The organism is Methanobrevibacter sp., from assembly GCF_045130115.1.
Lineage (GTDB): Archaea > Methanobacteriota > Methanobacteria > Methanobacteriales > Methanobacteriaceae > Methanocatella.
In genome coordinates this window covers 1-26,578 of record NZ_JBGUPC010000024.1, presented here as the reverse complement: position 1 = coordinate 26,578, position 26,578 = coordinate 1, and the positions used below count along the sequence as shown (strand labels likewise).

27 protein-coding genes are annotated in these 26,578 nt (G+C 33.6%); 8 read left to right on the top strand and 19 right to left on the bottom strand.

Annotation, left to right across the window (positions count from 1 at the left end):
* The first annotated feature begins 41 nt into the window (after window positions 1-41).
* Both ACJMML_RS04225 and ACJMML_RS04220 read left to right on the top strand, forming a co-directional pair.
* Entirely contained in the window at window positions 42-3,299 is a 3,258-nt protein-coding gene (locus tag ACJMML_RS04225; RefSeq protein WP_405306127.1) for an MrcB family domain-containing protein, read from the top strand.
* A gap of 8 nt (window positions 3,300-3,307) precedes the next feature.
* Complete coding sequence (locus tag ACJMML_RS04220; RefSeq protein WP_405306126.1) at window positions 3,308-4,942, top strand: DUF2357 domain-containing protein; 1,635 nt, start codon at window positions 3,308-3,310, stop codon at window positions 4,940-4,942.
* 220 nt (window positions 4,943-5,162) lie between these two features.
* Here ACJMML_RS04220 and ACJMML_RS04215 read toward each other — a convergent pair whose 3' ends face one another.
* Both ACJMML_RS04215 and ACJMML_RS04210 read right to left on the bottom strand, forming a co-directional pair.
* A complete protein-coding gene (locus tag ACJMML_RS04215; protein WP_405306125.1) occupies window positions 5,163-6,026 on the bottom strand; it encodes a hypothetical protein in 864 nt (287 codons plus the stop codon).
* Between the two features lie 56 nt (window positions 6,027-6,082).
* Window positions 6,083-6,781 carry an endonuclease/exonuclease/phosphatase family protein gene (locus ACJMML_RS04210; RefSeq protein ID WP_405306124.1) on the bottom strand — a complete coding sequence of 233 codons (699 nt, stop codon included), beginning with the start codon at window positions 6,779-6,781 and terminating at the stop codon, window positions 6,083-6,085.
* A 39-nt stretch (window positions 6,782-6,820) separates the two neighbouring features.
* Here ACJMML_RS04210 and ACJMML_RS04205 point away from each other — a divergent pair, with 39 nt between their 5' ends.
* A complete protein-coding gene (locus tag ACJMML_RS04205; RefSeq protein ID WP_405306123.1) occupies window positions 6,821-8,200 on the top strand; it encodes a hypothetical protein in 1,380 nt (459 codons plus the stop codon).
* A gap of 80 nt (window positions 8,201-8,280) precedes the next feature.
* Complete coding sequence (locus ACJMML_RS04200; protein ID WP_405306122.1) at window positions 8,281-8,442, top strand: hypothetical protein; 162 nt, start codon at window positions 8,281-8,283, stop codon at window positions 8,440-8,442.
* Between the two features lie 86 nt (window positions 8,443-8,528).
* Here the strand turns inward: ACJMML_RS04200 and ACJMML_RS04195 are convergent, their stop codons facing one another.
* From ACJMML_RS04195 to ACJMML_RS04185, 3 genes are all read right to left on the bottom strand, one after another.
* A complete protein-coding gene (locus tag ACJMML_RS04195; protein ID WP_405306121.1) occupies window positions 8,529-9,350 on the bottom strand; it encodes a 4Fe-4S binding protein in 822 nt (273 codons plus the stop codon).
* Between the two features lie 102 nt (window positions 9,351-9,452).
* A complete protein-coding gene (locus ACJMML_RS04190) occupies window positions 9,453-10,508 on the bottom strand; it encodes a UPF0104 family protein (RefSeq protein WP_405306120.1) in 1,056 nt (351 codons plus the stop codon).
* Between the two features lie 78 nt (window positions 10,509-10,586).
* On the bottom strand, window positions 10,587-10,985 hold the full coding sequence (locus ACJMML_RS04185; RefSeq protein ID WP_405306119.1) for a hypothetical protein: 399 nt from the start codon (window positions 10,983-10,985) through the stop codon (window positions 10,587-10,589).
* 398 nt (window positions 10,986-11,383) lie between these two features.
* On the opposite strand from ACJMML_RS04185, the gene ACJMML_RS04180 reads away from it, so the two are divergent.
* Window positions 11,384-11,602, top strand: coding sequence for a DUF4870 domain-containing protein (locus ACJMML_RS04180; protein ID WP_405306118.1), 219 nt, complete (start codon window positions 11,384-11,386; stop codon window positions 11,600-11,602).
* A 69-nt stretch (window positions 11,603-11,671) separates the two neighbouring features.
* Here ACJMML_RS04180 and ACJMML_RS04175 read toward each other — a convergent pair whose 3' ends face one another.
* The 11 genes from ACJMML_RS04175 to ACJMML_RS04125 form a co-directional block, all read right to left on the bottom strand.
* Complete coding sequence (locus ACJMML_RS04175) at window positions 11,672-12,595, bottom strand: gamma-glutamylcyclotransferase (RefSeq protein WP_405306117.1); 924 nt, start codon at window positions 12,593-12,595, stop codon at window positions 11,672-11,674.
* A gap of 837 nt (window positions 12,596-13,432) precedes the next feature.
* Entirely contained in the window at window positions 13,433-13,855 is a 423-nt protein-coding gene (locus ACJMML_RS04170; RefSeq protein ID WP_405306116.1) for a hypothetical protein, read from the bottom strand.
* A gap of 318 nt (window positions 13,856-14,173) precedes the next feature.
* A complete protein-coding gene (locus ACJMML_RS04165) occupies window positions 14,174-14,737 on the bottom strand; it encodes a hypothetical protein (protein ID WP_405306115.1) in 564 nt (187 codons plus the stop codon).
* A gap of 200 nt (window positions 14,738-14,937) precedes the next feature.
* Entirely contained in the window at window positions 14,938-15,552 is a 615-nt protein-coding gene (locus ACJMML_RS04160) for a hypothetical protein (RefSeq protein ID WP_405306114.1), read from the bottom strand.
* A 281-nt stretch (window positions 15,553-15,833) separates the two neighbouring features.
* Complete coding sequence (locus tag ACJMML_RS04155) at window positions 15,834-16,442, bottom strand: Ig-like domain-containing protein (protein WP_405306113.1); 609 nt, start codon at window positions 16,440-16,442, stop codon at window positions 15,834-15,836.
* A gap of 13 nt (window positions 16,443-16,455) precedes the next feature.
* Window positions 16,456-17,061 (bottom strand): Ig-like domain-containing protein, encoded by a 606-nt coding sequence (locus ACJMML_RS04150; protein ID WP_405306112.1) that lies wholly within the window; start codon window positions 17,059-17,061, stop codon window positions 16,456-16,458.
* Window positions 17,062-17,073: 12 nt separating this feature from the next.
* Window positions 17,074-19,719: a hypothetical protein gene (locus ACJMML_RS04145; RefSeq protein ID WP_405306111.1), complete on the bottom strand. Its 2,646-nt coding sequence runs from the start codon at window positions 19,717-19,719 to the stop codon at window positions 17,074-17,076.
* Window positions 19,720-20,017: 298 nt separating this feature from the next.
* Window positions 20,018-20,413, bottom strand: coding sequence for a hypothetical protein (locus ACJMML_RS04140; RefSeq protein ID WP_405306109.1), 396 nt, complete (start codon window positions 20,411-20,413; stop codon window positions 20,018-20,020).
* Between the two features lie 205 nt (window positions 20,414-20,618).
* Window positions 20,619-21,179 (bottom strand): hypothetical protein, encoded by a 561-nt coding sequence (locus ACJMML_RS04135; RefSeq protein ID WP_405306108.1) that lies wholly within the window; start codon window positions 21,177-21,179, stop codon window positions 20,619-20,621.
* A 19-nt stretch (window positions 21,180-21,198) separates the two neighbouring features.
* Window positions 21,199-21,792 carry a hypothetical protein gene (locus ACJMML_RS04130; RefSeq protein WP_405306107.1) on the bottom strand — a complete coding sequence of 198 codons (594 nt, stop codon included), beginning with the start codon at window positions 21,790-21,792 and terminating at the stop codon, window positions 21,199-21,201.
* A gap of 531 nt (window positions 21,793-22,323) precedes the next feature.
* The gene (locus tag ACJMML_RS04125; RefSeq protein WP_405306106.1) at window positions 22,324-22,932 is read right to left on the bottom strand and encodes a type IV pilin; all 609 of its coding nucleotides are present in this window, start codon (window positions 22,930-22,932) and stop codon (window positions 22,324-22,326) included.
* Between the two features lie 320 nt (window positions 22,933-23,252).
* Between ACJMML_RS04125 and ACJMML_RS04120 the strand changes: the two genes are divergently transcribed.
* From ACJMML_RS04120 to ACJMML_RS04110, 3 genes are all read left to right on the top strand, one after another.
* On the top strand, window positions 23,253-23,738 hold the full coding sequence (locus ACJMML_RS04120; protein ID WP_405306105.1) for a hypothetical protein: 486 nt from the start codon (window positions 23,253-23,255) through the stop codon (window positions 23,736-23,738).
* 128 nt (window positions 23,739-23,866) lie between these two features.
* Complete coding sequence (locus ACJMML_RS04115; protein WP_405306104.1) at window positions 23,867-24,268, top strand: hypothetical protein; 402 nt, start codon at window positions 23,867-23,869, stop codon at window positions 24,266-24,268.
* Window positions 24,269-24,470: 202 nt separating this feature from the next.
* On the top strand, window positions 24,471-24,896 hold the full coding sequence (locus ACJMML_RS04110; protein ID WP_405306103.1) for a hypothetical protein: 426 nt from the start codon (window positions 24,471-24,473) through the stop codon (window positions 24,894-24,896).
* A gap of 103 nt (window positions 24,897-24,999) precedes the next feature.
* Here ACJMML_RS04110 and ACJMML_RS04105 read toward each other — a convergent pair whose 3' ends face one another.
* From ACJMML_RS04105 to ACJMML_RS04095, 3 genes are all read right to left on the bottom strand, one after another.
* Entirely contained in the window at window positions 25,000-25,416 is a 417-nt protein-coding gene (locus ACJMML_RS04105) for a nuclease (protein WP_405306102.1), read from the bottom strand.
* Window positions 25,417-25,445: 29 nt separating this feature from the next.
* Window positions 25,446-25,649, bottom strand: a complete 204-nt coding sequence (locus tag ACJMML_RS04100; RefSeq protein ID WP_405306101.1) for a MoaD/ThiS family protein — start codon at window positions 25,647-25,649, stop codon at window positions 25,446-25,448.
* A 132-nt stretch (window positions 25,650-25,781) separates the two neighbouring features.
* Window positions 25,782-26,195 (bottom strand): hypothetical protein, encoded by a 414-nt coding sequence (locus tag ACJMML_RS04095; RefSeq protein WP_405306100.1) that lies wholly within the window; start codon window positions 26,193-26,195, stop codon window positions 25,782-25,784.
* Between the last annotated feature and the right edge of the window lie 383 nt (window positions 26,196-26,578).

Genomic DNA, 26,578 nt, shown 5'->3' with positions numbered 1-26,578 from the left:
GGACATTTTTAAAATTTAAATAAAAAATTATGGGGATAATAATGGAAAGTGAATTATTAAAACTAGCTAAAACAAAAGATGATGATACAAATACTTTTGTTAAGTTTACAGATGATCAAAATATAAACAACTTATTGAATAATTTAGATGAATATCCTCATGCATTCGTGCTTGGGTGTGTGATGGACAAGCAGATACCTGCTCATAGAGCATGGGCAATCCCATATAATATATCTGTTGAATTCGGTCGCTTTGATATTGATTTTCTTGCCAATGTTTCATTAGAGGAATATAAAAAGCTGTTTAATGAGAAAAAATACCACAGATTCAATGATAAATGTGCGGAAGATTTCTATGAAGCCGTGCATAAAATTAAAAATGATTATGAGGGGAATGCTTCAAAAATATGGTCCGATAATCCTAGCAGTAAAGAAGTAGTATCAAGATTTCTAGAATTCAAAGGGGTTGGTCCAAATATTGCCGCAATGGCTGCTAAAATACTTGCAACACAGTTTAAAATTGAAATGAGTGAATACTCATCAATTGATGTTTCTCTTGATGTTCATGTTGTAAGAGTTATGAAAAGATTGTTTTTTGATGACGATGCAACAGATGAACAAATAAAAAACAAAGCAAGAGAAATAAATCCTGAATTTCCAGGAATCATCGATTCAACATGCTTTGATATTGGTAGACAGTATTGTCGTCCTGAAAATCCCAAATGTGACCAATGCCCCCTGTTTAAAGAATGTAGGTATAATCTAAAATCTTCAACAGATTCCGTTGATAAAAATAAAATAAGTATAAGAAAAGATTTCCAAAAAGTTTTAGATGAATATCTGGATGCAAAAGAAAGTATTGGCACAACCAGTGCTCCAATAGCTCACTTCATTACAAATGATATTCCAATACATATAAATGAAATCATAGATTCTGATAAACATTTCTGCGGCTCTTCAGCAGGTAAAGGCAATCTTGCAGAGATACCTAGAATCGCATTTGGAATAAAAGAGGTCATAAACAAAAACAACATTGATGTAGCTTATTTATTTAAATCCGATATGAGTGGAGTTTATATTGTATTAAGAGCTTTCCATAATTCAGAAATTGAAAGAAAATATGGAAAATACTTACCAAATTACTTAAAAACAAAATCTAGAAATATTAGAAATTTTATTAAATCATATGGAATAAACACAGAAGAGTATCAAGAAACAATTGATTTATTGAGCAATACAAACACTGCAAACCTTTATGTCCAAGGAACAATCTATTCCAAATTTTATGAAAAATCAGATATTCCCTCTGATGAAATTCTTGAAAATGACTTATCCAACTTTTTAGACATGTTTGAAATAGTTCTAAATAACTACTCCGATAACATGTATCTGACTGTTGATGAATGGATTGAGGCCTTGGAAGATGAAAATCTGATTGATACAAGAATGCTCAATGTTTTGGAAATAATGTATAATTTTGAAGATCATACTGCATGTTTTGATGATATCGCTAAAGAAAGGCATAAATTAGGATATATTGATGAAAAACCTATGACATATAATTCCCCGATTATTTATACCTCAAAAAGATTAAAAAAGCATTTCAATAAAGATGCATTATATAATAAAGACGATAAAGAAGAATGGTGGTCCAGATTATTTTATGGAGAGTTTAAAAATCATGAAGATAACAGAAGATTATTCTATTTTACAATTAGAGATGAATTGATTGAAGCTTTAGAAAAATATGATAAAACAAGAAGATTAGATAGGATTGAAATAGACATGTTACCTAAAAATTCTACTTCCAAAGTAACTGAAATAGGTTCCGAACCGATTCGATATTGGATAATATCAGCAGGTGAAGATTCAATCTGGTGGGATGATTTCCAACAAAAAAACGAAGTTGGTATTAATTTTCCGGGCACTAAGGATATAAATCTATATAAAACACCTGATGAAATACGACGTGACTTACAAAAAGCAAATAATGATAATAGATCTTATAAAAATATTGTGAATGCCTGCTGGCAATTTGCCCATGATATTCAAATAGGGGATGTTGTGTTTGTCAAACATGGAATTAATAATATCATTGGAAGAGGCATAATTGAATCAAATTATAAATATGATTCTTCCAAACCTTATCCTAAATTCAGAAAAATTAATTGGACCCATAAAGGAAATTGGGAATATGAAGGTACACTCCCTCAAAAAACATTGACAGATATTACAGAGAAATCCTATTTGGAGATTATTAAAAAATTATTTGAAGAAAAAAAATACGATTCCTTTTATGACTATCTGCTTGACAAAGGATACTATTTTGAAAGAGAAACTATTGAAAATTACCTTCTATCCCTTAAAATCAAACCGTTTGTAATTTTAACTGGCAATTCTGGAACAGGTAAAACCAAACTTTCCCAATTGTTTGCTCAATACTTAAATCAACAAGACAATTACAGAATCATCCCTGTTGGTGCAAACTGGACTGAAAATAGGCATATCATTGGATACTTTAACATCATTAAGAATGAAGCACAATACACTCCTGCATATGATTTAATCAAACATTCACAACAGCATTCAAACCCACATTTTCTTATTTTAGATGAAATGAACCTTTCTCATGTTGAAAGATATTTTGCAGACTTTTTATCAGCAATTGAAAGTAAAGAGGCAATTCCATTGCATGAAAAGGAAGAGCTTGAAATACCTGATAATCTATACATTGTCGGTACCGTCAATGTTGATGAAACAACATATATGTTTTCTCCAAAGGTTTTGGACCGTGCCAATACCATTGAATTTGAAACATTTTCTGCCAAAGATTATATGACTGGCAAATTTTACCTTAAAGCACCGAAAGGCAATGTTGAATATCTGGAAGACATATTGCAAGACCATGAAATTAAAGATATGGCTATTGAAGAACTTGAAAAAATCTTCAACAATTACCAATTCTGGAATGAACTTTCAGATGAAATATTCAAATTCCAGGAAATTCTTAAAAAATCCGGTTTTGACTTTGGTTTTAGAGTAATCAATGAAATCGTGAGATTTATGGCTGTTGCATATAAATACGAAAACTCCCCTCAAAACTGGGCTAATTGGAAAAGGTATTTTGATGCCCAAATCAAACAGAAGATGCTTCCAAAGCTGCATGGATCACAAAAAGTAATTGGCGAAACATTGGATGAGCTTTTAGAAGCCTGTGAAAACTATCCTACTTCAAAAGCGAAGCTTGAAGAGATGATTGATGTTTTAGACAAACAAAGGTATGTATCCTTTATTAATTAGGTTTTAAAATGAAACAGATTCTTAAAATTGATACTGATTATGGCACAATTACACTGTCAAGCGAAAGCAAATACTCGCAAAACAATATAACACAAATTGATAACCTTTCGCTGAATAATGTTCCAATCCAATATAATCATACCCAAACAATACCAATTATCTTTAATAAAGCAAATGAATTCGCCAACATCTGTCTTTTAGAAGAGTTAAGATATGACATTTCTTTTGAAACCACACATAAAGATATCCAAGCATTCAAAACTCTTAAAAATTTTAAAGATGATTCCCCATTAACCATAATGGAATTTGAAGACAACTACAAAGGCTATCTGCAGTTTTCCAGTTATGTGGGAAAGACATTTCTGGATATTTATAAAAATGAAGAGTGTGTATTCTCACTGCCGATTGAAATCCAATCCAGAAAACTCAATTACAACAAACACTACCCACAGATGATTGGTGATTTATCCAAATATTCTTCCGGAATAATTTTTGAGTTAAACTCCCCAATTTATCAAGAATTTATCCTTGAAAATGAAAATCAAAGCCCTTATGAGAAATTCATGCTTTTGGAGTATATATTAAGGGAAGAACACCTACCTTCAATTGTTGAGTATCTCTCAAGAAACCTATATTCAACATTGGAGAACGTTGAAGAAGAGGTTCCTATTTCATTTGCGGCAAACATCAATCCAGATGATTTGATTGATGCAATACTTGACTCTGAAGAATTATACAACAACATTCCACTAAGAGTTAATGAAACCAAATATGAAGATACAATTGATGTTGCTGAAAACAGATTCTACAAACACTTTTTAGAACAAATCAGCAATTTGATTGAAGAGTTGCTCACCAAAATCGATGAAGGCTATGTGTATGATAAATTAAAAACCTACGAAAAGGAATTGGATTATTACTTATCTCAAAAATATTTTAGAGATATTTCGCGTTTGGATTATATTCCTCTAAATTCACAGGTTTTACAGAAAAAGGAGGGTTACAGAGATCTTTTATCATATTATTTGATGTTTGAATTTGGTTTTAAGTTAAACTGGAAGGATTTATCTGACAAATTCAAAGGGCATGAGAAAAAACTCTATGAACTATATGAATACTGGTGTTATTTTAAATTAATTGAAATTATGAATGAATTGTGTCAAACAAAAGTTAACTTTGAAGACATATTCAAAATCAGTGATGATGGACTTTCCATTGAGCTTAGAGAAGGCATATTCAAAAGATTTAATTACAATGGAATCGATATTGATTTGTTATATAACAAAACATTTAACCGATTTGGTGATGACTACAAGACCTATTCTGTTGAATTGAGACCAGATTATACCTTAAAGATTTATGGTGATGAAATTTACTTCATCCATTTTGATGCGAAATACAAAATGTATGTTGATTCCGAAACATTCAAAAATGAGGATATTGTAAAGATGCATGCATATAAGGATGCAATTAAAAACACGATTGGAGCATATGTCCTATATCCTGGAAGTAACGATAGATTATATTATGAAGATTATGGGAAAGTTGAATCTGTTGGGGGCTTCGGTTTAATTCCTGGTGAAGAAAAAATAGAAAGAATTAAAAGATTCATTGAAAACATCCTTTCTCAAAAATCAAACTAACCTTACTTTACAAACTTGACTATTATACTGGAGTCTATAATCATTGTTATCTGAATGAACAAAATATTCTAAAAGAATTTACGTATATTTTCATTTAATATAGCAGTTTTTTATCATAAAGTTAGAATTAACATTTATAACATAAAATCAAATTTTACTTTAACTTTTTGATTTTTCACAAGTATATTTAAAGTAAGTTTTGAATAGCTAATATTTGATGTTAATGTTTAATTGAATCTAATATTTCCATTAAAACTCTTTTAACATTTTTATCATCTTGTTTTTCAAGTTCTTTTTTAATAATCTCAACAGCACGATTATCTGATTCGTTAACACTATTCATTAAGTCTATTATCTCATCAATAGTCCCATATGATTTCAAATGTTTCATATCTCGTACAAATACTCCACTAGGAGCTAACATGAATCTTTCCTTAGTAAATATTTCTCTTCTTATTCCATTTATTTCACACAATAAATATTTGAATTCATCATTGCGAAGCTGTGAATTTAGATTAGAGTAATCTTTCCATTTAAAGTGATAATCAAACTTTAAAGTTATGGGATCTTCCCGACCTTTTCTAGTGCCCTTGCCACTTGATTCTCCCCAATTTAAACTGCATTCCTCATTAATTTTTCTGCCATCATGAATAGAGAATTCCTTATAGCCTGCATTCGGATTCGGTTCTTTTAAATATCCTAAATCATTAGTTAAAAAAATAGTATATCCTTTTTCAAATTTTGGACTTTTCATTAAACTTTCCACTCGTTGAATATCCTTTAAATAATCATAACAGGCCAAATCGTTTGCACTTTGAGTTTTTAAATTAAATGAATGGAATTCTAGTTTCTTTGTCTTATATTTTAACTCTATTGGAATAATTTTTTCATCTTTCTCTAAAACTATATCAAAATATCTATATTTATTCCCAATTTTATCGCGCCATTCTAAAAAAATCTCATAATCAGGATAGTTTTCTTTTATTATCCAAGCTAAAGCTAATTGAAAATCTGCTTCGGAATGAAAAAGCTTTCTTTCATTGCTCAATTTATCCATAATTCCTTTCATATCAAAATTTTCCATAAACACACTTCCCTTCGAACTATCAAGATAACATGTTCTTTCATTCAAACTTTTAATTAAATTTCAAAAATTATAGGCACATGATCACTGAAATTCATCCAGTATTCAGGTTCCGGAATCTCTAAATCCTTAATCTTATCGGGTGATGCAAAAACATGATCCAAATGAAACGGTTTTTCTAACTTCCTGTTCATGAAAAATGTTGACTTGCTTTCCTCACCTTGAATCTCATCATTCAGATAATGATAAACATCTACAAGACCCACTTCAGACAGTTTATCCATCATTTCATAGACATTTTTTCCATGAGTCTTGTTTACAAGTCGTACATCGCAATTGAAATCCCCACACATAATCATGTCTTCATTGAAAAACCCTGAGTCCTTATGTTCCTCATAATATTTGGTGACCTCTTTTGGATAATGAACCACTTTTGTACCTTCCATATCCGGATTGGTCCATATGCCTAAAAGATTAAAGTCATCATTCACCTTAACAGGTATGAAATATCTAAGTCCCTCATCGTCCAGGTCAACCAATTCCATATTCACTTCGTCACGGGCAAATATTCCTAATCCCCTGTGCTTATTTGCTCCAACCCAAAAATAATTAGATGCAAATTGCCTATAATCATCTGATTTTGATTCTGAAGGATTTCCACATTCTTGAATAACATAAATGTCCGCATTTTCCTTAATTATTTCCTTAAAAGATTCCTGAAATTTGCCGTTGCAGTTCCAAGTTATGATTTTCATATAGATAGTATATATAATGTGATTAATAAACTTTTAAACATGACCGAAATAATCGAATTTGAAAAGGAATATTATCTTCAGACAATAACAAATGGTCATCTGAGTGAGCTTTTTGACTTGAAGCTCATCACGGCCGAATTTCAATTCCACGACTTCAGGCTTGACGGGCTTGCATATGATGAAAAGGAAAAAGCGTTTGTCATCATCGAATACAAAAACAAGATTGACTTTGAGGTTTTAAATCAGTCAGAAACATATTACAATCTGCTTCAGGACAATCGCCAAATATACATCGACAGATTTAACGAGGAATTCAACACCTGCCTCAGTGAGGAGGATTTTGATTTTAAAAAAGCGAAAGTGATGATTATCGGCCCCAAGTTCACCAAAGAGCAAATCAAAAGAAGTGAAAATCCCGAATATCCCTTTGAGCTTTACCGGGCCACATTATACAAGTGTGATGGGAAAAACGGCTTCATTACATATCGTCAAATCAACGGTGATTTCAATAAAAGGCTGGACATAAAGTTGGATGAGCTGAAAATTACAGAGGAAATGCTTCTTGAAGGCAAATCTCCGGAAATGCTTGATTTATACAATGATTTGAAAAATAGGGTTCTGAATGAATATGATGATGTCTCCATCAAATATATGGTAGATCAGTTTTCATTCAAGGCCGGCAATAATCTTATCTGTGTGGTTGTCTTTCTCAAATCGTCATTCAACATCTTCCTCTATGGGGAAAACCTTGATGATGCAGAAAAAGCAGTCAACATCTGCGAAAAGTCAACCGGAGGAAACGCAAACTATAAGCTCAAATGCAAACCTGACGATATCGATTATTTCATGAATCTATTCAGGCAGGTCTATGAGCAGAAGTGTGATAACATGAAAGTCTGTCCTGCCTGCAGCACTAAAAACAACACAAAAGAGGAATATTGCTTAAATTGCGGTCAGAAACTGATTGAAGATGACCAGAAGGACGAAATATTAAACGATAAACTGCAGATTCCAAAAGACAAGATTATTCTTCTCGATTTGAACTATACCCTCATATCCAATTCCTGGGCAATAAGGTATGAAAAGCTGCCCGAAAAAATCAGCAAAAGGAAGTATGAGCATGAGCTGGTTGACCTAATAAAGGACAACTACGTCATCCTGATAACTGCAAGTCCAGACTATACCTCAGAAGACTCCCTGAAGCATATCAAGGAAAACACAGATTTGAACATTAATGAATCATACTGGAACTTCGGCAAACGTCCCCATGAACTAAAAAAGTACTGGCTTGAAAAGGAAGTCATGCCAAAACATGGATATGACCCTGACAGGTACCTTGCAATCGAGTCCAATCCGAAAACCCGGGCGATGTATGAGTCCTTCGGGATTGAGGCAAGGCCAAAGGGAGATTTCATTTAAGGGAGCGGCTGTCTCTTAAAGATTATTAAATTCTCCCATATCTTTATTCTTAAACAAGCTCTAATATCCTTTTTTATTATTTGAAATTCACAATCCTCACTGTACATGAAGATGAGTATTCATTGACAGAGTTGACAGGTCAAAGCATAGTTAACTTTAAATTCAGAAAAAATGGTGCAAAAAGACAAAGTGATGGTATTATTAAGGATAAGATTAAAATATTTGATGAAATGATGAATTGAACCACCCACCCTAAAAGAGGGTGGGGTGGTTCAACATGGAATATGGAAAAACAGGCTCATTTTTCAAATTAAACCTGCTTCTCAAATCATAATTTCAGAGCATCATTCGGACAATTGTGAACACAATTAAGGCACAATATGCATTCCGTACCGTTTTCTCTTTTTCTGGAATTGTTTAACATTTCAACATCCATCGGACATGCCCTTACACATTTGCCGCAACTGATGCACTCATTTTCATTGACTTTAACTCTTAAAAGTGAAAAGTAGCTTGAAATCTTTAAAAATACAGTAATCGGACAGACATATTTGCAAAATGCACGATTGTCTTTTAGATAAAATGCCAGAGCAATTCCGAGAATATAGTAAACCGCATTTCCTAAAATAAACAGGTAAAACATTATTGAATCAAGATTGGCAACTTTAAAAACGAATAGTGAACATACACCGCATGATATTGCTAAAAATAATATGTATCTGACATATCCCCAGTTTTTCCTTTCGTTTTGAGGGGTTTTATAAGGCAGCAGATCCAATATCATCGCTGTCCAGCAGGCATAGCCGCACCATCCACGGCCAAACAGTAATGGCCCAAGGATTTTTGCAATTAGAAAATGAATAACGGCACCTTCAAATACACCTAAACTTAAATAATACCAAAATCCGGACAGGGACAAGTTTTCATGACCTAAAATGCCAACATAAAAAAACAGGTAACATCCAACTGCAAGCATAATCAGGTTTCTTGCGTATCTGTAATTTTTAGCCATCATGAACAGTCCAACAGCTATTGCAGTTCCGATATAGAGGAAATTGAATATGAAAAATGTGTTGGAAGTTGTAATATATACCAAAACGGAAATAACGATGAAAATTAACTCCATTATTATTGGTGCCTTAATGTTCATGAACAACTATTTGCTGATAATAGTAATTAATTTTTTGCATGCATGCGATTCAAAAATATATCAGAAAAGTCTATTTTCACTTACTATTTCAATTATGAAAAATTAATCTTCATCACTTGTGGACTCATCAAGCTGTTCAGCTGATGAACGCAGAGATATCTTTTCCAAAACGGATGAACCGTAATAAGGCAGAATTACCAGACCTATAATTGTAGCCATCCAGAATGAAATCAATCTTTCAATCAATGTTACAGGCCCTGCAAGTGAAAGTGAAATGCCCGCTTTTGAATAAAAACCAATCATAATACCATCAACAGCCCCAAGACCACCAGGAAGAAGCGGAATCATACCGACAAGAGAAGCGATAATGAATACCTCACCGATGACGATCACATTCAAAGAGGCTCCAAATGCCAAAAATACGACATATACCCTTAAAATCTCAAAAATCCAAATCAAAAAGGACAAAGGAATAGTGTAATACAAAAGCTTTCTGTTTAAAATCAGCACAGACATGGTTTCCTGAAAACCGAAGATATTGTCATGAATCTTTTTTTCCAGATCTTCAGAACTTTTTTTATAGAATCTTCTAACGATTCTGAAAATAAATTTTTCAAGGGCGCTTCCAAAATTCGGTTTTATACATAAATAGACAAGAATTCCCAAAACCACAAGAATGCCTATTACGGACAATACCAAAACAACAACCAGCCAGGTGGGAATCTCAAAGTACAAAATCATTGCCACAATTGTTATTGCTGCAAGAACAATGAATGGAAATGTATCCAAAACCCTATCAGCCACAACACCTGCAAAAGTATCTTTCAAATCATAGCCACCTTCCCTAGACAAAATATAAGCCCGGACAGGTTCTCCACCTCCACGACCTGAAGGAGTGATGTTGTTAACCGCAAGCCCTACCATCATCATAGGAAACAGCCTTCTGAAGCTGACCTTGATATTTACCGCATCATTGACCAGTTTCCAACGCAGAGTGTATAAAAAATAAGTGAATATCTGGATAAGAATAGCCAAAGCTATTAAACCTAAGTTAGCTTTTTTTAAAGCATCCAAAACATTTTCAATTCCAATGAAATGGAACATTACTATTAAAATTATAAAACTGACTATGATGAAAATAGCAGACCTTTTATCCATATTAATAAGTTATATGATATTTGTTTAAATAATTTTCCCATTATCAATTTTTAAAAATCATTCAAATAACTATAAATTTCATTTCATAACTTTTTTTAAAGTCTTATCCCTGACATATTCGGATTCAAACAATTCCTCCGAAATCTTACAGTTTTCAAAATGGATTTTATCTGCATCAAAAGATGAATAAGCCAATTCATAATCCACCGAATTATCACAAAATTCACAGCCCTTAAAAGTAAAGCCCAGTGAAGGAGGGTCATGCGCCCAATCCGAAATAACCGCTCCGCCAAACTTGGAGTAATTGTCCTCAAAAATGCAGTTTTCAAAATTTCCCTCTGCGCAGCTGAAGACCCCGCCCCTGGGCGATTTGTTTGATTTGAATCCTGAATTTTCAGCAAGCAGTTTTCCGCATTCACTATAGGTCACACTGCCGCTTCCATGAGATGAATTGGACATGAATTCACAGTCAGACATTTCAACAGCTCCATTTTCCATATAAAAGAAATGATAATTTATTAAAGGACTTGTCGATAAAAAGCATATAATGATTTAACCTAGATTCAATTATTATGATAGATGATTGCTTGGAAAAAAGAATAAAAAAAGAAAAAAAGTTTAAATTTATTTTTTGGAGCGTCTTGCGACACCCACAATTATTATTATGTTAGTATATAATATTTTACACTAAATCACAAAAAAGCATTGGAAACTAAAAATTTTTCATAGATTTACATGACCCCTATTGAATCACTTTTCAACAAAAATTTAAAAGTGAACAAAACATAAATATATTCAATTCATTGCTTATAAATGGCCATTACACTAAAACATGGCAAAAGCAAGGAATTGAATTAAAATCAAGAGGTGACAATATGGCGGAAACAAAAGAGCTGGTGATTGTAATTGTAGGATACCTTGTCTCACTCGTATCCCCACTTATCGGTGCAATCATAGGTGCAGTGCTGTTCTTCACACAAAAGGAAAATCCTTTCTACAACAAGCATGGAAAGTATATAATAATCTTTGCGATAGCCGTATGGATTATCAGCATAATCCTTATTACAGCAGGACTGCTCCCATCACTATTTTAGCTTATCTATACGATAAGCTCTTTTTCTTTTTTTTCAATTCCTCTTATTTTAAAAAAATAGGAAACCGGATTATCTCATGCAGTTGCCGAGATAATGCCAGATGTCATTTTCTGACATTTCCGGCCAGTTCTTTTTTATCCCCTCAAACAGGGTGTCCAGATATGACTGTGAAGGCTCATTGTATGGGCGAAGGTCATTATTGGTGATTGTCTTCACCTTAAAGCCGTCCATAGCTTCAAGGTCAATGATGTCCTCATACCATTCGCCGTCGCCCGGACAGCGGCCTCCGTTTTCCTCACATGAGACATGCTCGAACTGCTCACGGGTTATGAGATATGCAACTCCAAGGGATTTTCCCTTTTTGGTGGTGTCGAGAAATGAGACGCCCCCTCCCCAGGAGCTCAGGTTTCCGAAATACATGTCAAATGGTATTTCAATGGTCCTGACCGCTGCAGGAAGTGAAGTATCCTTGCAGGATTCACGGTAGGCGCTGGTGCCGTATGATCCTCCCAGGATATATCTCATGAAGCTTTCGTAAAGCATGTTGCTTCCGTAGGAAACGTACCACACATGCTCCTTCCAGGAGGCAATCCTTTCAAGGCCTGAACAGTCCCCAAGATAGACATAGAGGAATGCGAATGTGGCATCTCCGTTCAGGATTATCCTTTCGCACTTTTTCACATAAAGGCTTCCTTCGCCTTCAAGTGAGTCTATTGATGGAATGTCCTCAAGAGGAACGCTGTACAGCTCCCCTATGATAAGTCCGTCACCGGCAATGATAGCGGGATACCATCCGCAGTCATACATCTCATAGCCTTCAATGGAGGTCTTGGCGAGGAATGTGCTGTTGCGAAGAAAGCCGTGGTTTGTCTCGCCCTTCATGAGGGTTCCGTAGACAAAGACTTTTCTTTGGAGGAAGTAGTGGTTTATCGCTCTGATTTCATCCTCATAGCTTTCGCCCCATGGTCCTGTGAACTTGCCCTGGGCTTCCATGTCCTCGAACTTGGCGATGATTTCACCAATCATTTCGCTGAATTCCGGGCAAAGGTCTGCGTGGAGATCAAGGAACTCGTTGAGTCCCGCCTTCATGAATATGTTCACGGCTTCAATCTGGCCCTTGAGACCTTCATATCCGTGGCCTGTCAGATTTCTTGCGGTGGACATATTAAGGCCATTTGAAAGGGCAGATGTTTCCTTAATTGTGAAGGATTCAGAATCTGTCAGGTATGCCTTCATGAGGGTCGCTGTAGCGAGGTATGTCGGAAGGTAGCAGAATTCGACTCTAGCATCGCTTGGGATGTTAAAGGAGTCGAATAGGTTGAAGCTTCCGTCGCCATCCTGGAAATCAATGAGGGCATTGAGGTTTTCAATCCATTGCTTGTCATTGAAATCAGCTTCCTCAGCAAGGAAATCCTTCATGCCCAAAAGCATTTCGGAAAGTTCGTCAAACTTAGGTTCATTTTGTTTTTCGAGTTTAATCTTTTTCATGGTAATGGCTCCTTTTAGTTTGTTTTAAAAAAAATCTGTCCTAAAAACATTTGGTGGATGTCTTTAGTACACAATTTATTATATATTTTTACACATATATAAATCTTTTGGTCAATTAAGTATAAAATCATGAAATCATTAGTGAGATTTCCAATGTTCAACTATATTGATTAAACATAATTTATAGAAATTTATAAAAATTGAAATAATTTTCAAAAATAGTTATCAAATAAAATAAAATTTCACTGAAATATTCATTTGAGGATGGGAGGCGAGCCCCACCCCAATATTAGAATTATCAGATGTCGCCTGTTTATTTGTCAATCATCTAATTCAGATAGTTCAATCAATGGATATAGGTTCCAAACTGTTCAATTCATTGAACTCAGATAGGTAATCATTGCATTCGCTCAATTTAGAATCGTCATTTCCATCGAAATAGCATTCTACAACATAGTATTTCCCATCAATTTCCACTATTTCCAATACTCCCACTTGATCGACAAGAGTATCCTTATATTCTGCTGTATCACCCATGACTGTGACGGAATAATCAACATCATCCTTAAATAAGGTGTCATAATCAGATTCCTTATTATAGGAATTTATGGATAGTTCAAAATCATCATTTTCGAAATAGTTTCCGCTTCCTTTCTCCAAATCGGAAGGTGCCTGAAAATCAGACATGTCTCCCGCAGCCACAACACCAACACCTACAATCAGAAGCACTGATGCTACAATTAAAATCTTTAAAATGCCCTTCATAATTTTCACCTTGATTACTAATCTGTATCCCATCACATATACATTTAATCAATTATTTTGACAATATGGAAAATTAAAGAAAAAAAATTGGGATTGAAATTTGAAATTGGAAGAATTCACTCTTCAATATCCCAATACTAAATAAAAAAATAGTGAAGATATTATTTCAACTTATTTGTTTTATAATTTCGAACAAATTTTTAATTGTGCATTAAATTTCACAATCAAGCAGGAATGTGTTTTAGAATGAAACAATAATATCATTCAGTATATCCCGCAACATTGTGCTTCATTACAAATTAAGTATTGAGAATAACATTAAGTTCCATCTTTTATAACATCTTCATTGATTTTAAATGTTTCAATGAATATTTTTGCTTCGTCTAAACTTTGGAAAGTTCCACTGAAATAATCATATTGACTTTCAAATCCATCTGGTTCAACAATAGTTATATTCTTTAAGTCAATATATACCTCATATTCATCAAAATCATCATATTTAAAAATATAGGAATCATATCCTTGAGAAGTAGGCTCGCTTTCAATTTCTTCATAATAAGCAGTATTTTGTTTACTTTCAACTGTATCACTACCACCATATGAAGCTAAACCCCCAAGCATATTGACTAAACCATCCTTACTACCATCTTTTGCAGGATATTCATAAGAAACCCCTTCTCCAAATATAATACTTTCTACTCCATCCTTATCTGTCAATTCATCACTTAAATTGAATGTAGCTTTATTTGCATAATTAAATTCATGTGTTTTAATATTTGCTTTATCATCATTTCCATCAAAAAGACCCGCAGATACAGCAGTAGCAGATGCTAAAACAAGTACAACAATACTTAAAATCAATATTACTTCTTTCGAATTCATGATAAATTACCTCCATTAATATATTATTTATGTTATTATCTGATTTATAAGTTATGTCTAAATTTAAAATCCCCAAGATAAAATAATGTATTAACAATATTATTAGAGCATAATTCAAAAATTTTTCATGGAGAATAATAGATTTGATAAAGTATCTGAATATTAATTCTAAATGAATTATTTATTTTTTTGAAAATAGATTATCGATAATAATCCTCCGTACTTATTTCTTTACCATTTGAATCATAGTATTTTTCGTATATTACACCATCACTACCTTGGTAGGTATAAACAGAGTTTCCATGACTATCTGTTTCCATCTGACCTGAAGCTTTAACATAATCACCCTTTTGAGAAGAGTAGACATAATCATCACTACTTGAACCACCTGACGATGATGAGGATTCAGATTCAATAACTTCTTTTTCTTTTATAGTTAATTTTTGTGTTGTATTATTTCCAGTGAAATTTCCATTGCCATCATAAGAAACATTGACTTTGTATTTTCCTTTCTTTAAATTAAGATCCAATTTTGCTTTGCCTTTGGAATTGGTTTTTACAACCTCATCAACAACGACCTTGCCCTTTTTGTTTGTGATGGTGATATTAACTATCTCTTTTGATATCGGTGTTTTGTTCAAATCGGTTAATTTTATTGACAGTTCCCCCTCATTTTCATATTGTTCATTATCACTTGTAATTTTAATTTTTGTTGGTTCTTTTGCATTTATTGGATTCAATAACATCACTCCGGCAACAACTGCAATAACAACAATCACCGCAAGTAATATTATCATCAGATTTCTGTTTTCCATAATATCATTCCTAATGTTTTGCTTAATTAACATTGTATAATCATCTGTATATAACAATTCCGTCACATATCTATACGTATAAAGAAGATTAGATTAATTTGACTATGAAATATAATTTTATTTAAATGAGAATTAATTAAAAGATGATTTTTGAAAAGAAAATAGTAAATAAATGAGTTTAATTTAAAATATTTTAATGGCGAAATTTATATAGTAAAATAAAAAAAAAGAGTTGTAGATGAAGATTCACCTACATTTTAAATAAATTTCCTTAAAAATTATTAACTCATATCCCTTGGATGAGAATCAATATAATCTTGCCCTGCATTTTTACCAGTAGCTTGATAATAAGCTGCGGGACTATCATATCCATGAGCCCTAGCATCATCTATAGCTGCTTGTTCTCCTTCACTAAAAGAGCTTCTAGAATATCCATTATAATAATTACTGTCATCTGATGTTGAGCTTGACTGCTGGACAGGTTGACTTTCAACAACTTCCTCTTCTTTAATAGTTAATTTCTGTGTTGTATTGTTTCCTGTGTAATTATCATTTCCAGCATAAGTGACATTAACAGTGTACTTGCCTTTCTTCAAGTCCAAATCAAGCTTAGCCTTACCCTTGGAATCGGTTTTGACAACCTCATCAACAACAACCTTGCCCTTTTTGTTGGTTATTGTAATATTGACAATTTCCTTAGATATTGGAGTCTTGTTGAAATCAGTCAACTTGATTGAAAGTTCCCCACCTTCATACTGCTCCTTGTCACTTGTAATCTTAATCTTGCAAGGCTCTTTAGCATTGCCGGACTGCAGAAACATAGCTCCTGCAACCACTGCAAGAACGATAACTACAGCGACCAATATTATGATAATGTTTTTGTTTTCCATTTATATCCACCTATCATGTATGGTAACATCCTGCCTTTGAATCATAAGGCGCATAAACTCCTGCATCCATTCCGTCAATTGTTTGAGGAATATAACGCATATTATTGGCCTTTGCATATTCACGGGTCTGACCAACTGAGTCCACAGCAGGCCCGCTATCCGGATAATATGAATATCCATCATCACTAAGACCAGATACCGAATCATAATTACTGGTTTTTTCTTCGCTTATCTCTTCAGTAGTGGCCTTTTTAACGCTGACATTTCCTTGAGCTGAACTTGATGAATATTGGCCGTTTCCATTAAATTTACATTCAACGGAATATTTTCCCGTTTCTTCCATCTTGAATGTAGCCTTTCCCTTGGAGTTGGTTGTTATGTCCTCATCAATTACTGTTCCGTCTTTGTCTTTGATCTTAATGTTTATTGTTTGACCTGCAATGGCATTGCCCTTGCTGTCGGTCAATTTAACGACCAATGAATCTCCAACATTGATTTTTTTATCGGCAATTGCCAGATTTGAATCCTCCTTTGCCATTTCTGAAAACACTGCAACCCCAACAATAAGAATAGCAATGATGACGCATAACAAAATTATGATAATTTTATTATTATCCATCCAAACCTCCAATTAATACATATACGAATCCACATTCCGTTTAACTTTTACTTTAATTTTTCCTACATAATCACTATCCCATACAAAATACCTATGATGGGCCGTTGATGTTGTTCCATATTTAGTCCAACCAGTCCATCTGCCGTTGATTTTATATTTTACAGAGTATTTTGAATTATAAACCTGTCTTCCGTTTTTATACAAAGTGGTATCAATATATTTGCCCGGAGCTCTGAAACCTGCAGTCATATCCCAAATTATAGTTTTTACGGTGAATTGACCTGATCTTTTAGTAATCCAATGATATTTAGCATTGGTTGTTATGATCTTATATTTGGATACCGGTTTTTTTACATGAAGATATATTGTGTCAGAACTCTGTTTGATATATTTATTTCCCAAATAAACCGCTTTACCCTTATAGAGTTTGCCGTTTGATGGAGCTACAATCTTTATTTTAGCATTACCATTTTTTACTTTTGCATAGTATGTTCCGCCAGCAATCTTGAATTTAACAGTACCGGATTTAGCCCTTGAAACTCTGCCATCTAAATTTTTTACAGCAATCCATGCATATATGACAGATTTGGTTCCGACTTTAGTGGCCGGAGCATATGTGCCTATATAAGACTTTAATTTCATGACTTTAATTTTAAATTTTTTGTAGCTTGCCTTGTGATTTTTTCCTCCCAAGAATTTAACGCTGCATTTATAAGTTTTTACTTTATTTGAAAACTTTACCTTTTTAACAATGGCTTTACCGTTTTTTACTTTAACTTTATATGTTTTCCCTTTAATTTTAAATTTAGCAATACCATTAACATTTTTTCTGGAACCCTGTTTATCAACAATATATGCCTTTATGGTTCGTTTTGATCCGACTTTTATTTTTAATGATTTGCATTTGATTTTTGTTGGTGATTTTTTAATTTTTATTGTGGCTTTAGCCAATACATTTCCTTTCTCATCAGTAATCATTGCCTTATATGTTCCAATATTTTTTATTGCTGAACCGGCATAATGATTATTATGTCCTGTATATTTGAAATAATCATCAACATAACCATTAGAATTTAATTTGGTTTTATACAGTAACTTATTTCCTTTATAAATCTTAAAGAAACCCTTGAAATTGCCTTTCCAACTGAAATCAATATTATTCTTACCATAATAACCATTTAAAGATTTTACATATACATCCTTATACTTATTTGCTACATACACAGGATTAATGTTGATAAAATTTTCATTGACAACATTTTCACATTTAATTGTTATCTGATAGGTTCCTGCTTTTAAATGAATATTCAGGGTTGCATAACCATCATCGTCTGTAGTAACCTGATATTCCTTTCCATTGCAATTAAAAATTACATTCAAACCAGATTCATAATTGTCATTTAGTGAAACCCTAACTTTATATTCAATATTGTCCTTATAAGTAATGTCTAAATCATTAGATTCGATGTTAATCTTTTTTATATTTAATTTTGCTGTACTCATTACTTTTTGATCATAACTATTTAAAATCTTAATATCAAATGTGCCCCATCCGAATAGATTTGGACTGACGCTATAAGTTTGTGTTACTTTAGAGGAAGCAGCAGTACTGTAATATCTTTGACTAAGCTTTTCATTATTGTTAGAGTCATAAATTTTCAAATAAAAATTATATTTATAGTAATAATTTGAAGAAGCAGGATTAATAGTCATGGTAATTTTTCCAGATGATTCATAATCCATTGTAACACTGGAAACACTAACAGAATACACATTATAAGTTAAGGCATAAACTGATAATTTAGCTGTGGACATAAGCACATTATCCGCGTTATTTATAATTTTAATTGTATAGGTTCCAGGGCTCAAAACAGTTGCTCCTATACTATAAGTTAGTTTTGAAGAAGAAGAAGTACTATAATATCGTTTACTAATCTTTTCATTATTCTTTGAATCATATACCTTCAAATAAAAATCATATTTGTAATAATAACTGGAACTGGAACTGCGAATTGTCATAGTAATTGTTCCACTTGTTTCATATTTTATGGCAGTATCCGAAACACTAACCGAATAAGCACTTGAAGGCACCGTTGATACAGTTAGTTTAGCAGTTTTCATAACACGATTATCGGCATAATTTACTAATTTCATTGTATAGGTTCCTATGGCCAAAGATGTAGCACCAACAGTGTAAGTTTCTGAATAAGTATAACTATTACCAGCATATCGTTTACTAATCTTTTCCGTATTGTCTGAATCATAAATTTTCAGATAAAAATCATATCGATAAGAATAACTACTTGAAGTTGATGGTTTGATGGAAATTGAAATAGTTCCAGTAGATCCATAATATTTAGTGGTATCATCAACGCTTGCACTATATGCATAATATGGCGGTGAATCGCCTAAAACATCATCATTCTCTTCAAAAGAAACGATATCCCCATCAACTGAAGATAATAAATTTTCCTCATCCTGCGAATTTTCCAAAGTATCCTCCGCAATTTCAACAGAAGAATCCTGATTAACAACTTCATCAGACGTTTCTTCAACAGCAACAATATCACTAGTTTCATTATCGGCTGCACTGACTGCAGAAACGGCCAATAATAAAACAATAACTATTGACAGAAGCATTAATTTTTTATTAAACAAAATATTTCCCCCAAATTAATAATATGAATAATATATATTATGTTTAATTTAGTATATATTAGTTATGAAAAAAATCCAAATGCTGAATATTTTATAGATAACTAAGAAAAAATAGTGATAATATACAATGGATTTTTTTCAATATGAAATTGAAACCCAGACCCATTATCCGGCAAAAGCTGATTCCACAGCGCTGAAATATTAAAAACAAGCACATTTCGACAGTCCCATGCCCTCAGAAACGTGCTTATCTACTTTTAAAAATAATGTTGTTTTAGATATTATTTTATTGATTAGCTTATTTAACAACGTTTTCTATACAGAAATTCTCTCCTGTAACATATTCATCATTAATAGGCACCGTTGTTGCATCCGTTTTGTCATTGACAAAATATCCCTCAACAGTTACTGTTTGGCCTTCCATGCCCTGAACCTTATCAGTATTTATAACCGCATAGGAATTTCCAACCTGTATCACTCCACGGTTCTCATCGAAATTAAACAATCCATCATCCGGACCAAGGTATGTTCCTGTAAACCTAACTTTTTCACCACCAATCGGCGCATAAACATAATTTTCATCAACATCCTTATACGGGTCAAAAGGATTAACATCAAGAACAAACAATGATAGGACAATAGCTAAAATCACGACTATAATGCCGAGAACAATTATGATATTCCTGTTTTCCATTAAATACCTCCAAATATAATATGTTAATATATCTGTCCATGCTGACTTAAATCATTATCCTGTTGAGTTTACAAGTAGCAGTAGCGCGACCTTAATGAATCTTGTCCAAAGGGTTTATAATAATAATTCCCTCTCTTCAACTGTTTTTTTAATGAACCTCATAGCATATACAATTCCAACATAATTTCCATGAACCCATCAATTCTTATAATGGATTTATAAACCAGTCACAGTAATTATCTTGCCAATATGGTACGCCATGTATTGGACATATATCATATGGATCTTTAACAACTGTACAGCTAGGGTCATTTAAAATTCTATCCACATATGAATTTGAAGACGATGAAGAAGTTGTGCTCGCTTCCTCTTTGACTTCCTCCTTGATTTTCAATTTCTGTGTAGTGTTGTTCCCTGTATAGTTTTCATTGCCTTTGTAGATAACCTTGACTTGGTAATTTCCCTTTTTCAAATCCAAATCAAGATTTGCCTTGCCCTTGGAGTTGGTTTTGACAGTTTCATTGACAACGACTTTCCCTTTTTTATTTTTTACAATGACATTAACCTTCTGCTTTGAGAGTGCGGTCTTGTTCAAGTCAGTCAATTGCACCTTAAGTTTTCCGCCCTCATATTGTTCCTTATCGCTTGTAATTTTTATTTTGGTCGGTTCCTTAGCATTGCCTGACTGCAGAAACATAGCCCCTGCAACCACTGCAAGAACGATAACTACAGCGACCAATATTATAATTATGTTCCTGTTTTCCATTCAAATCCCTCAGCTATATCTATGAATAAAAATCACCGTCTCTCATGAACGGCTCAACTGGATCCTCACCACTTAGCGCACGACTTTTATCCTCTATGAAATTTCCGGTAGGGGTCCAAAAACCATATCTTCCATCTTTATAACCATATTGCAGACTACCTTCTGTTCTTTCAACATAAGTGTCGCTTTGAGTGGTAGGCTGTTCGGCTACAACTTTTTCCTCTTCCTTGATTTTCAAGTTCTGTGTCGTATTGTTCCCAGTATAGTTTTCATTACCGCCATAAGTTACATTTACCACATATTTTCCCTTCTTCAAGTTCAAATCAAGCTTAGCCTTGCCCTTGGAATCGGTTTTGACAACCTCGTCAACAACAACCTTGCCCTTCTTGTTGGTTATTGTAACATTAACTATCTCTTTAGAGATTGGAGTCTTATTAAAATCAGTTAATTTTATTGAAAGTTCCCCATCATTTTCATATTGTTCCTTATCGCTTGTAATCTTGATCTTGCAAGGCTCTTTAGCATTGAAGGGATTTAAAAATATAAATCCGATTACAGCCGCAAGAATGACAATAATAACAAGCAGAATAATGATTATATTTCTATTTTCCATAATATCTCCCATATTTTTTTCTATAATAAAAATTGTGTAATGCCATGTATATAACAATTCCGACACAATTTACTGACTTCATCTATACGACTCAATATGATTTAATTTATTTATTAATACAACATGACAATATTGAAATTATGCTTAATTAAAAACGGTTTTTTGAAAAAGAAATAATGAATAATTAAAGGATTCTTAAAGTAAAATAAGAATTCATTTTTTAGAAAAAAGATTTAAACAGGTGATGCTGCACCTACTTTAAATATTAAAAATCAAAACTCATCCAAAATTTAATTTATCGGACGCTCATTTTAAAAAAAAAGAATGTATTGCCGAAGCAATTACTTTGAATTTGGTTTTTCCAATTACAATCTTAGCATTTGGAGATTACAGTTAGTTATAAAAACCGCACATGCTGTGCATGAAATTTTTCTCCATCAAATTAAATTCATTTTATTAAAAAATAATTTCATCTAAATGCAAGTGTAAAAAAAAAAGAGATTGTAGATGCAGATGCACCTACTTTATCATTTAATAACGTCCGACCCAATGTCCTGCATCGTCGAATCCAGGCTCATCCAGGTTTACGTATCCGTTGTCCTGAAGGTGGTAGTTTACAGAACCATACTTGTTGTACATGTACTGGTCAACCTCAGCCTGGCTGTACATTGGAGTTCCGTCAGACTTGTATGCGTATGCGGAAGGTTGTGATGAAGATGAAGAACTGCTGGATTCTGCTTCCTCAACTTCCTTTTCCTCAATGGTAAGTTTTTGTGTTGCATTGTCGCCCTGATACTTGCTGTTTCCTGCAAAAGTCACGGTGACATCATATTTGCCCTTCTTCAAATCAATTTTTAATTTTGCCTTACCTTTTGAATTGGTCTTGACCACATTATCTACAACAACATCACCCTTCTTATCGGTGATTGTGACATTGACAACTTCCTTGTCTATCGGATTATCGCTAAGGTCGGTCAGCTTAATTGAAAGGTCCCCACCTTCGTTCATCTTTTTGTCGCTTGTTATCTTGACAACACTAGGATCCTTTGCAAATACGGAATTGAACAGCACAAATCCGATTGCGGCTGCAAGAATAACAATTATTACCAACATTATAATAATTATATTTCTATTTTCCATTATATTCCTCCTATGTAAATACTTTATAACTACAAAATATTTATAAATTGTGATAATGTGGGCAGATGGAAAAATTTCATTTCATTGAATTGTTTTCGCTGCATGAATTCATATTGCCGGCGATGGTCCATTAAGGACGAATATTGAACTTATTCTCAAAATGACATTTATTTCTTCCTTAATATAGTGAAAAACGATGCAAGTAACCACTTACATGCGAAAAACTTTATATATGGCCTGTTTCATATACATTAACTGTACTTTGAAGAGGCTCAAACGCAAAACCCCTTTTTCACAGTTCCAAAAAAAAGGTGAATATTATGGACATAAAAAAAATATTTTTCGCATTAATCGTAACCTCACTGCTCATTGGCGGAGCATGTGCGGCAAGTGTAAACGACTTTAAAATAGATGACACATACAAAAGCGTATATAACGGCGAGTACTATTCAGTATATGCAAACGGCAACCAAGACTGTGGAATTTCAATTTACAAAAACGTGAATGACGATGTTTACGATGACATGGAAAACGATGACATTCTTGAAGGAATCATCCATCATGACGGAAGGGAATACATCGTTCCTGATGAAGACTTAAGCCTTAATGTAGGATCAGACCACATCGCAAACTTCACAGATTTAGAACATGCAACACACGGGGTTTCAGAAGTAATCAATGCTAGCGGCGAACAATACATAGTTACTGTTTGGGCAAAAGATTCAAGCAACATGGACTCATCCAAATTGCTTTCAACATTAAACGAATTCAACAAAAACAACAATGTTGAAGCTGTTGCATTCTAAAACACCAAATTGGGAGTTTTGACTGATTCAACCCACTTCCAGGCAATTATAAAAAGTAAATAATTTAAATCATAAAATGCAATATTAAAGTGACAATGTAATATTGTTAAAATTTTTGGTGAAAAAATATGAAAAAGATATTAATAGCTTGTTTGATTTTAGTTGCAGCAATTGCCGCAATAGGAATGGCAGCTGCTGTACAAAGTGAAGTCAATTTGCCTGACGGATATGAACTTGATGAATCTCAATCCATTGCTAACCAATCCGCAGAACTCTTTGGTGTTGCATGTGACTACAACCGTGCTGTAATGGTAAACGGTGATAAAAACATCACTGTTGATACTTTCTTCCCACACGCAGAAATTACCTTAAATGAAGGTAATGGCTTCGGAATGAAAAACATCAGTGGCACTGAAGGTCTCTTCAAAGAAGTTGATGGACGCTTCATCTTTGTATATTCAGACAACAATCAATTTGTACAAATTAATGCCCCTGAAGAAAAATTGATTGAAGAAGTAATAGGCAAATAGACCGAATCTATTGAATTGAATATTAGTGTTGGGTGACTGATTTCACCTAACGATTTCTTTTTTTTTAATCAAATTGGAATATTTAAAATCCCATCATCCACAATGACAACATCCTTTTTTTGAAATGTCTCAAGAGAAATTATTACTAAAATATATCTATCATAGGATTAAATATTATATCATATTAACCAAGGTGAAAAAAATGAATTCAACAAAAAGGATATTTATTCTACTGGCAATCGCTTTGATTGCACTCAGCAGCATGTCATTTGCTGCGGCAATGCAGATATATGGAGGCGCATTTTCTACAAATGGTGGCCTTGACGATTTGACCTACGCTTCCGTTGATGTTGGAAGGGAATACGGTGGAGATAGTGTAATCATACAAATCTGGTACTCTCGTGACGGATCAATACTCAACAACGGGAACCTGGTTCCGATAACCGTGACCCACGACGGATACGCCAATGTCAGAAGCGCAGACGCATACAGCCTCTTTCCGGATCATGCGAAAGTCAACATTTACAACACAAACCATAACCTCCTCGCTTCAAAGGAAGTCTACCTATCCCCAAGTGCTGGAATCCAAACCTTCGGTTATGGAGACTATGACCACTCATACATTTAAAGCTCCATGAGCAAATGGGAAATCAAATGATTTTCCATTATTTTATTTTTATTTCAATAGATATTACTTGTTTTACAAACCAATTTGGCTTTTAAGCGAATGATTAGGATTCATCCGCTACATCGCACGGCTTGACCCAATCCTTGCCTTTTACAAGAGTCTCGATTGCATCCACTATACAGTGAGGATTCCAGCCGACAACCGCATCGGATTTCTCTTCCAGTTCCTTCAGGACATATTCCATCCCGAAAAACCTGACCAGAAGTATTGGAACATCAAATTCCCTGGATTTTTCAAACAAATCATCAAACATCTCCTGATTGTTGTGGTATAGGCCAAACAGCAGAACTATAACATCAATCTCTCCAAATAGCTCATCGGTCAGTTCATCGTCCTGTGTATTGTATTCTATATATGAGAAGTCCCTTTGGCTGTCAATTCTCTCCTTATAGAATCCATATTGGTCATCGGGATCGTTTCCCTTTGTTATCAAAAGAGTATAGACATTATCATCAGCCATGAAATCACCTCAAAATCGGCAAATGCCGGTTATCCTCCATAGATGATTTGAACCAGTCTTATCTCATCACCGTCATCTATTCTGCTCTCCTCCAGGGCCAGTTCACCGTTCTGTTTTGCGACGATGGTCTGAGCAGATAAACCCAGTTCCTTCAAAAGGTCGTTAATTGTATAATTATCATCATTCAATTCCCTAACTTCATCAATGTCCTTAAATTTTAAATTGAAACTCATAATATCACTTCTACGATTGGGTTAACATATTTCTTTTTTGAATATATAAATTCCCAAAAAAATTAACAATTGTTATATTATTTTGCATCAATATAAATCTTTCTATGGAAATCTCTAAAAAAAAATAAAACATCAAAAAACAAGGTGTTCCCGGCTCAATTCCATATTTTCCAAGTCAATCTTAAAAACTGCAATCCTGCCGTCACCCATATCGAAGTTAACATTGACATCAATCTCATCATTGAAGGTGAATCCTCCTGAGCTGTAATCCAGCTTTGCTCCATATCCTCCGGAACAATCCCTGAAAGTGAACCCTGTATTCTCCTCCATGTCCCTAATAGACTTTTTAAAGCGTGAATCGGCCAGAAGTTTATCATGAGTATGTCTGATGTCAAACTCTTCAAAGGCAAGAGGTCCCATGTATCCTGGATTGTAGGCGCAGACATAAGTTGTCCTGAAATACCTGTGTGCCTTTTCGAAAACAAAATCTATGCCGAAATCCAATCCCCTCTGGATTTTGACAAACTGGCAGTCATTGGATTTCATAAGCCTGATGGATGCATCAATGAGTCTCCTGATTATATTCTCATCGAAAATGATAGGCTTTATCTAAATGATGCAAGAATACCATGACCTCTTCAAGGTCATGGATGAATTGCACTATTGGGTGTACTATCTTTTTTAATTAATTTTATCGTGTTTAATTTTATTTTGTGTTTTTTGGTGGCTATTTTGGCTCTTGAATTTTTGTTCAGTATACTTTTTTATGGATTTTTAATAATTGCTTGGAGTATGAAAAATTGTTTTGGGTTTGAAAAATTGCTCTGAGTTCGTTATTCGAATACTTTTCAAATGCTCTCTCTCATTTTTTATATAGGATTAATTATAAATGAGATATTATTCAATTAAATGTGATTTTAATTGTTGTT

Coding starts and splice junctions, on each gene's coding strand:
- ACJMML_RS04225 (WP_405306127.1), top strand. CDS start 42: ATGGAAAGTGAATTATTAAAACTAGCTAAAACAAAAGATGATGATACA.
- ACJMML_RS04220 (WP_405306126.1), top strand. CDS start 3,308: ATGAAACAGATTCTTAAAATTGATACTGATTATGGCACAATTACACTG.
- ACJMML_RS04215 (WP_405306125.1), bottom strand. CDS start 6,026: ATGGAAAATTTTGATATGAAAGGAATTATGGATAAATTGAGCAATGAA.
- ACJMML_RS04210 (WP_405306124.1), bottom strand. CDS start 6,781: ATGAAAATCATAACTTGGAACTGCAACGGCAAATTTCAGGAATCTTTT.
- ACJMML_RS04205 (WP_405306123.1), top strand. CDS start 6,821: ATGACCGAAATAATCGAATTTGAAAAGGAATATTATCTTCAGACAATA.
- ACJMML_RS04195 (WP_405306121.1), bottom strand. CDS start 9,350: ATGAACATTAAGGCACCAATAATAATGGAGTTAATTTTCATCGTTATT.
- ACJMML_RS04190 (WP_405306120.1), bottom strand. CDS start 10,508: ATGGATAAAAGGTCTGCTATTTTCATCATAGTCAGTTTTATAATTTTA.
- ACJMML_RS04185 (WP_405306119.1), bottom strand. CDS start 10,985: ATGTCTGACTGTGAATTCATGTCCAATTCATCTCATGGAAGCGGCAGT.
- ACJMML_RS04180 (WP_405306118.1), top strand. CDS start 11,384: ATGGCGGAAACAAAAGAGCTGGTGATTGTAATTGTAGGATACCTTGTC.
- ACJMML_RS04175 (WP_405306117.1), bottom strand. CDS start 12,595: ATGGAAGCCCAGGGCAAGTTCACAGGACCATGGGGCGAAAGCTATGAG.
- ACJMML_RS04170 (WP_405306116.1), bottom strand. CDS start 13,855: ATGAAGGGCATTTTAAAGATTTTAATTGTAGCATCAGTGCTTCTGATT.
- ACJMML_RS04165 (WP_405306115.1), bottom strand. CDS start 14,737: ATGAATTCGAAAGAAGTAATATTGATTTTAAGTATTGTTGTACTTGTT.
- ACJMML_RS04160 (WP_405306114.1), bottom strand. CDS start 15,552: ATGGAAAACAGAAATCTGATGATAATATTACTTGCGGTGATTGTTGTT.
- ACJMML_RS04155 (WP_405306113.1), bottom strand. CDS start 16,442: ATGGAAAACAAAAACATTATCATAATATTGGTCGCTGTAGTTATCGTT.
- ACJMML_RS04150 (WP_405306112.1), bottom strand. CDS start 17,061: ATGGATAATAATAAAATTATCATAATTTTGTTATGCGTCATCATTGCT.
- ACJMML_RS04140 (WP_405306109.1), bottom strand. CDS start 20,413: ATGGAAAACAGGAATATCATAATTGTTCTCGGCATTATAGTCGTGATT.
- ACJMML_RS04135 (WP_405306108.1), bottom strand. CDS start 21,179: ATGGAAAACAGGAACATAATTATAATATTGGTCGCTGTAGTTATCGTT.
- ACJMML_RS04130 (WP_405306107.1), bottom strand. CDS start 21,792: ATGGAAAATAGAAATATAATCATTATTCTGCTTGTTATTATTGTCATT.
- ACJMML_RS04125 (WP_405306106.1), bottom strand. CDS start 22,932: ATGGAAAATAGAAATATAATTATTATAATGTTGGTAATAATTGTTATT.
- ACJMML_RS04120 (WP_405306105.1), top strand. CDS start 23,253: ATGGACATAAAAAAAATATTTTTCGCATTAATCGTAACCTCACTGCTC.
- ACJMML_RS04115 (WP_405306104.1), top strand. CDS start 23,867: ATGAAAAAGATATTAATAGCTTGTTTGATTTTAGTTGCAGCAATTGCC.
- ACJMML_RS04110 (WP_405306103.1), top strand. CDS start 24,471: ATGAATTCAACAAAAAGGATATTTATTCTACTGGCAATCGCTTTGATT.
- ACJMML_RS04105 (WP_405306102.1), bottom strand. CDS start 25,416: ATGGCTGATGATAATGTCTATACTCTTTTGATAACAAAGGGAAACGAT.
- ACJMML_RS04100 (WP_405306101.1), bottom strand. CDS start 25,649: ATGAGTTTCAATTTAAAATTTAAGGACATTGATGAAGTTAGGGAATTG.
- ACJMML_RS04095 (WP_405306100.1), bottom strand. CDS start 26,195: ATGAAATCCAATGACTGCCAGTTTGTCAAAATCCAGAGGGGATTGGAT.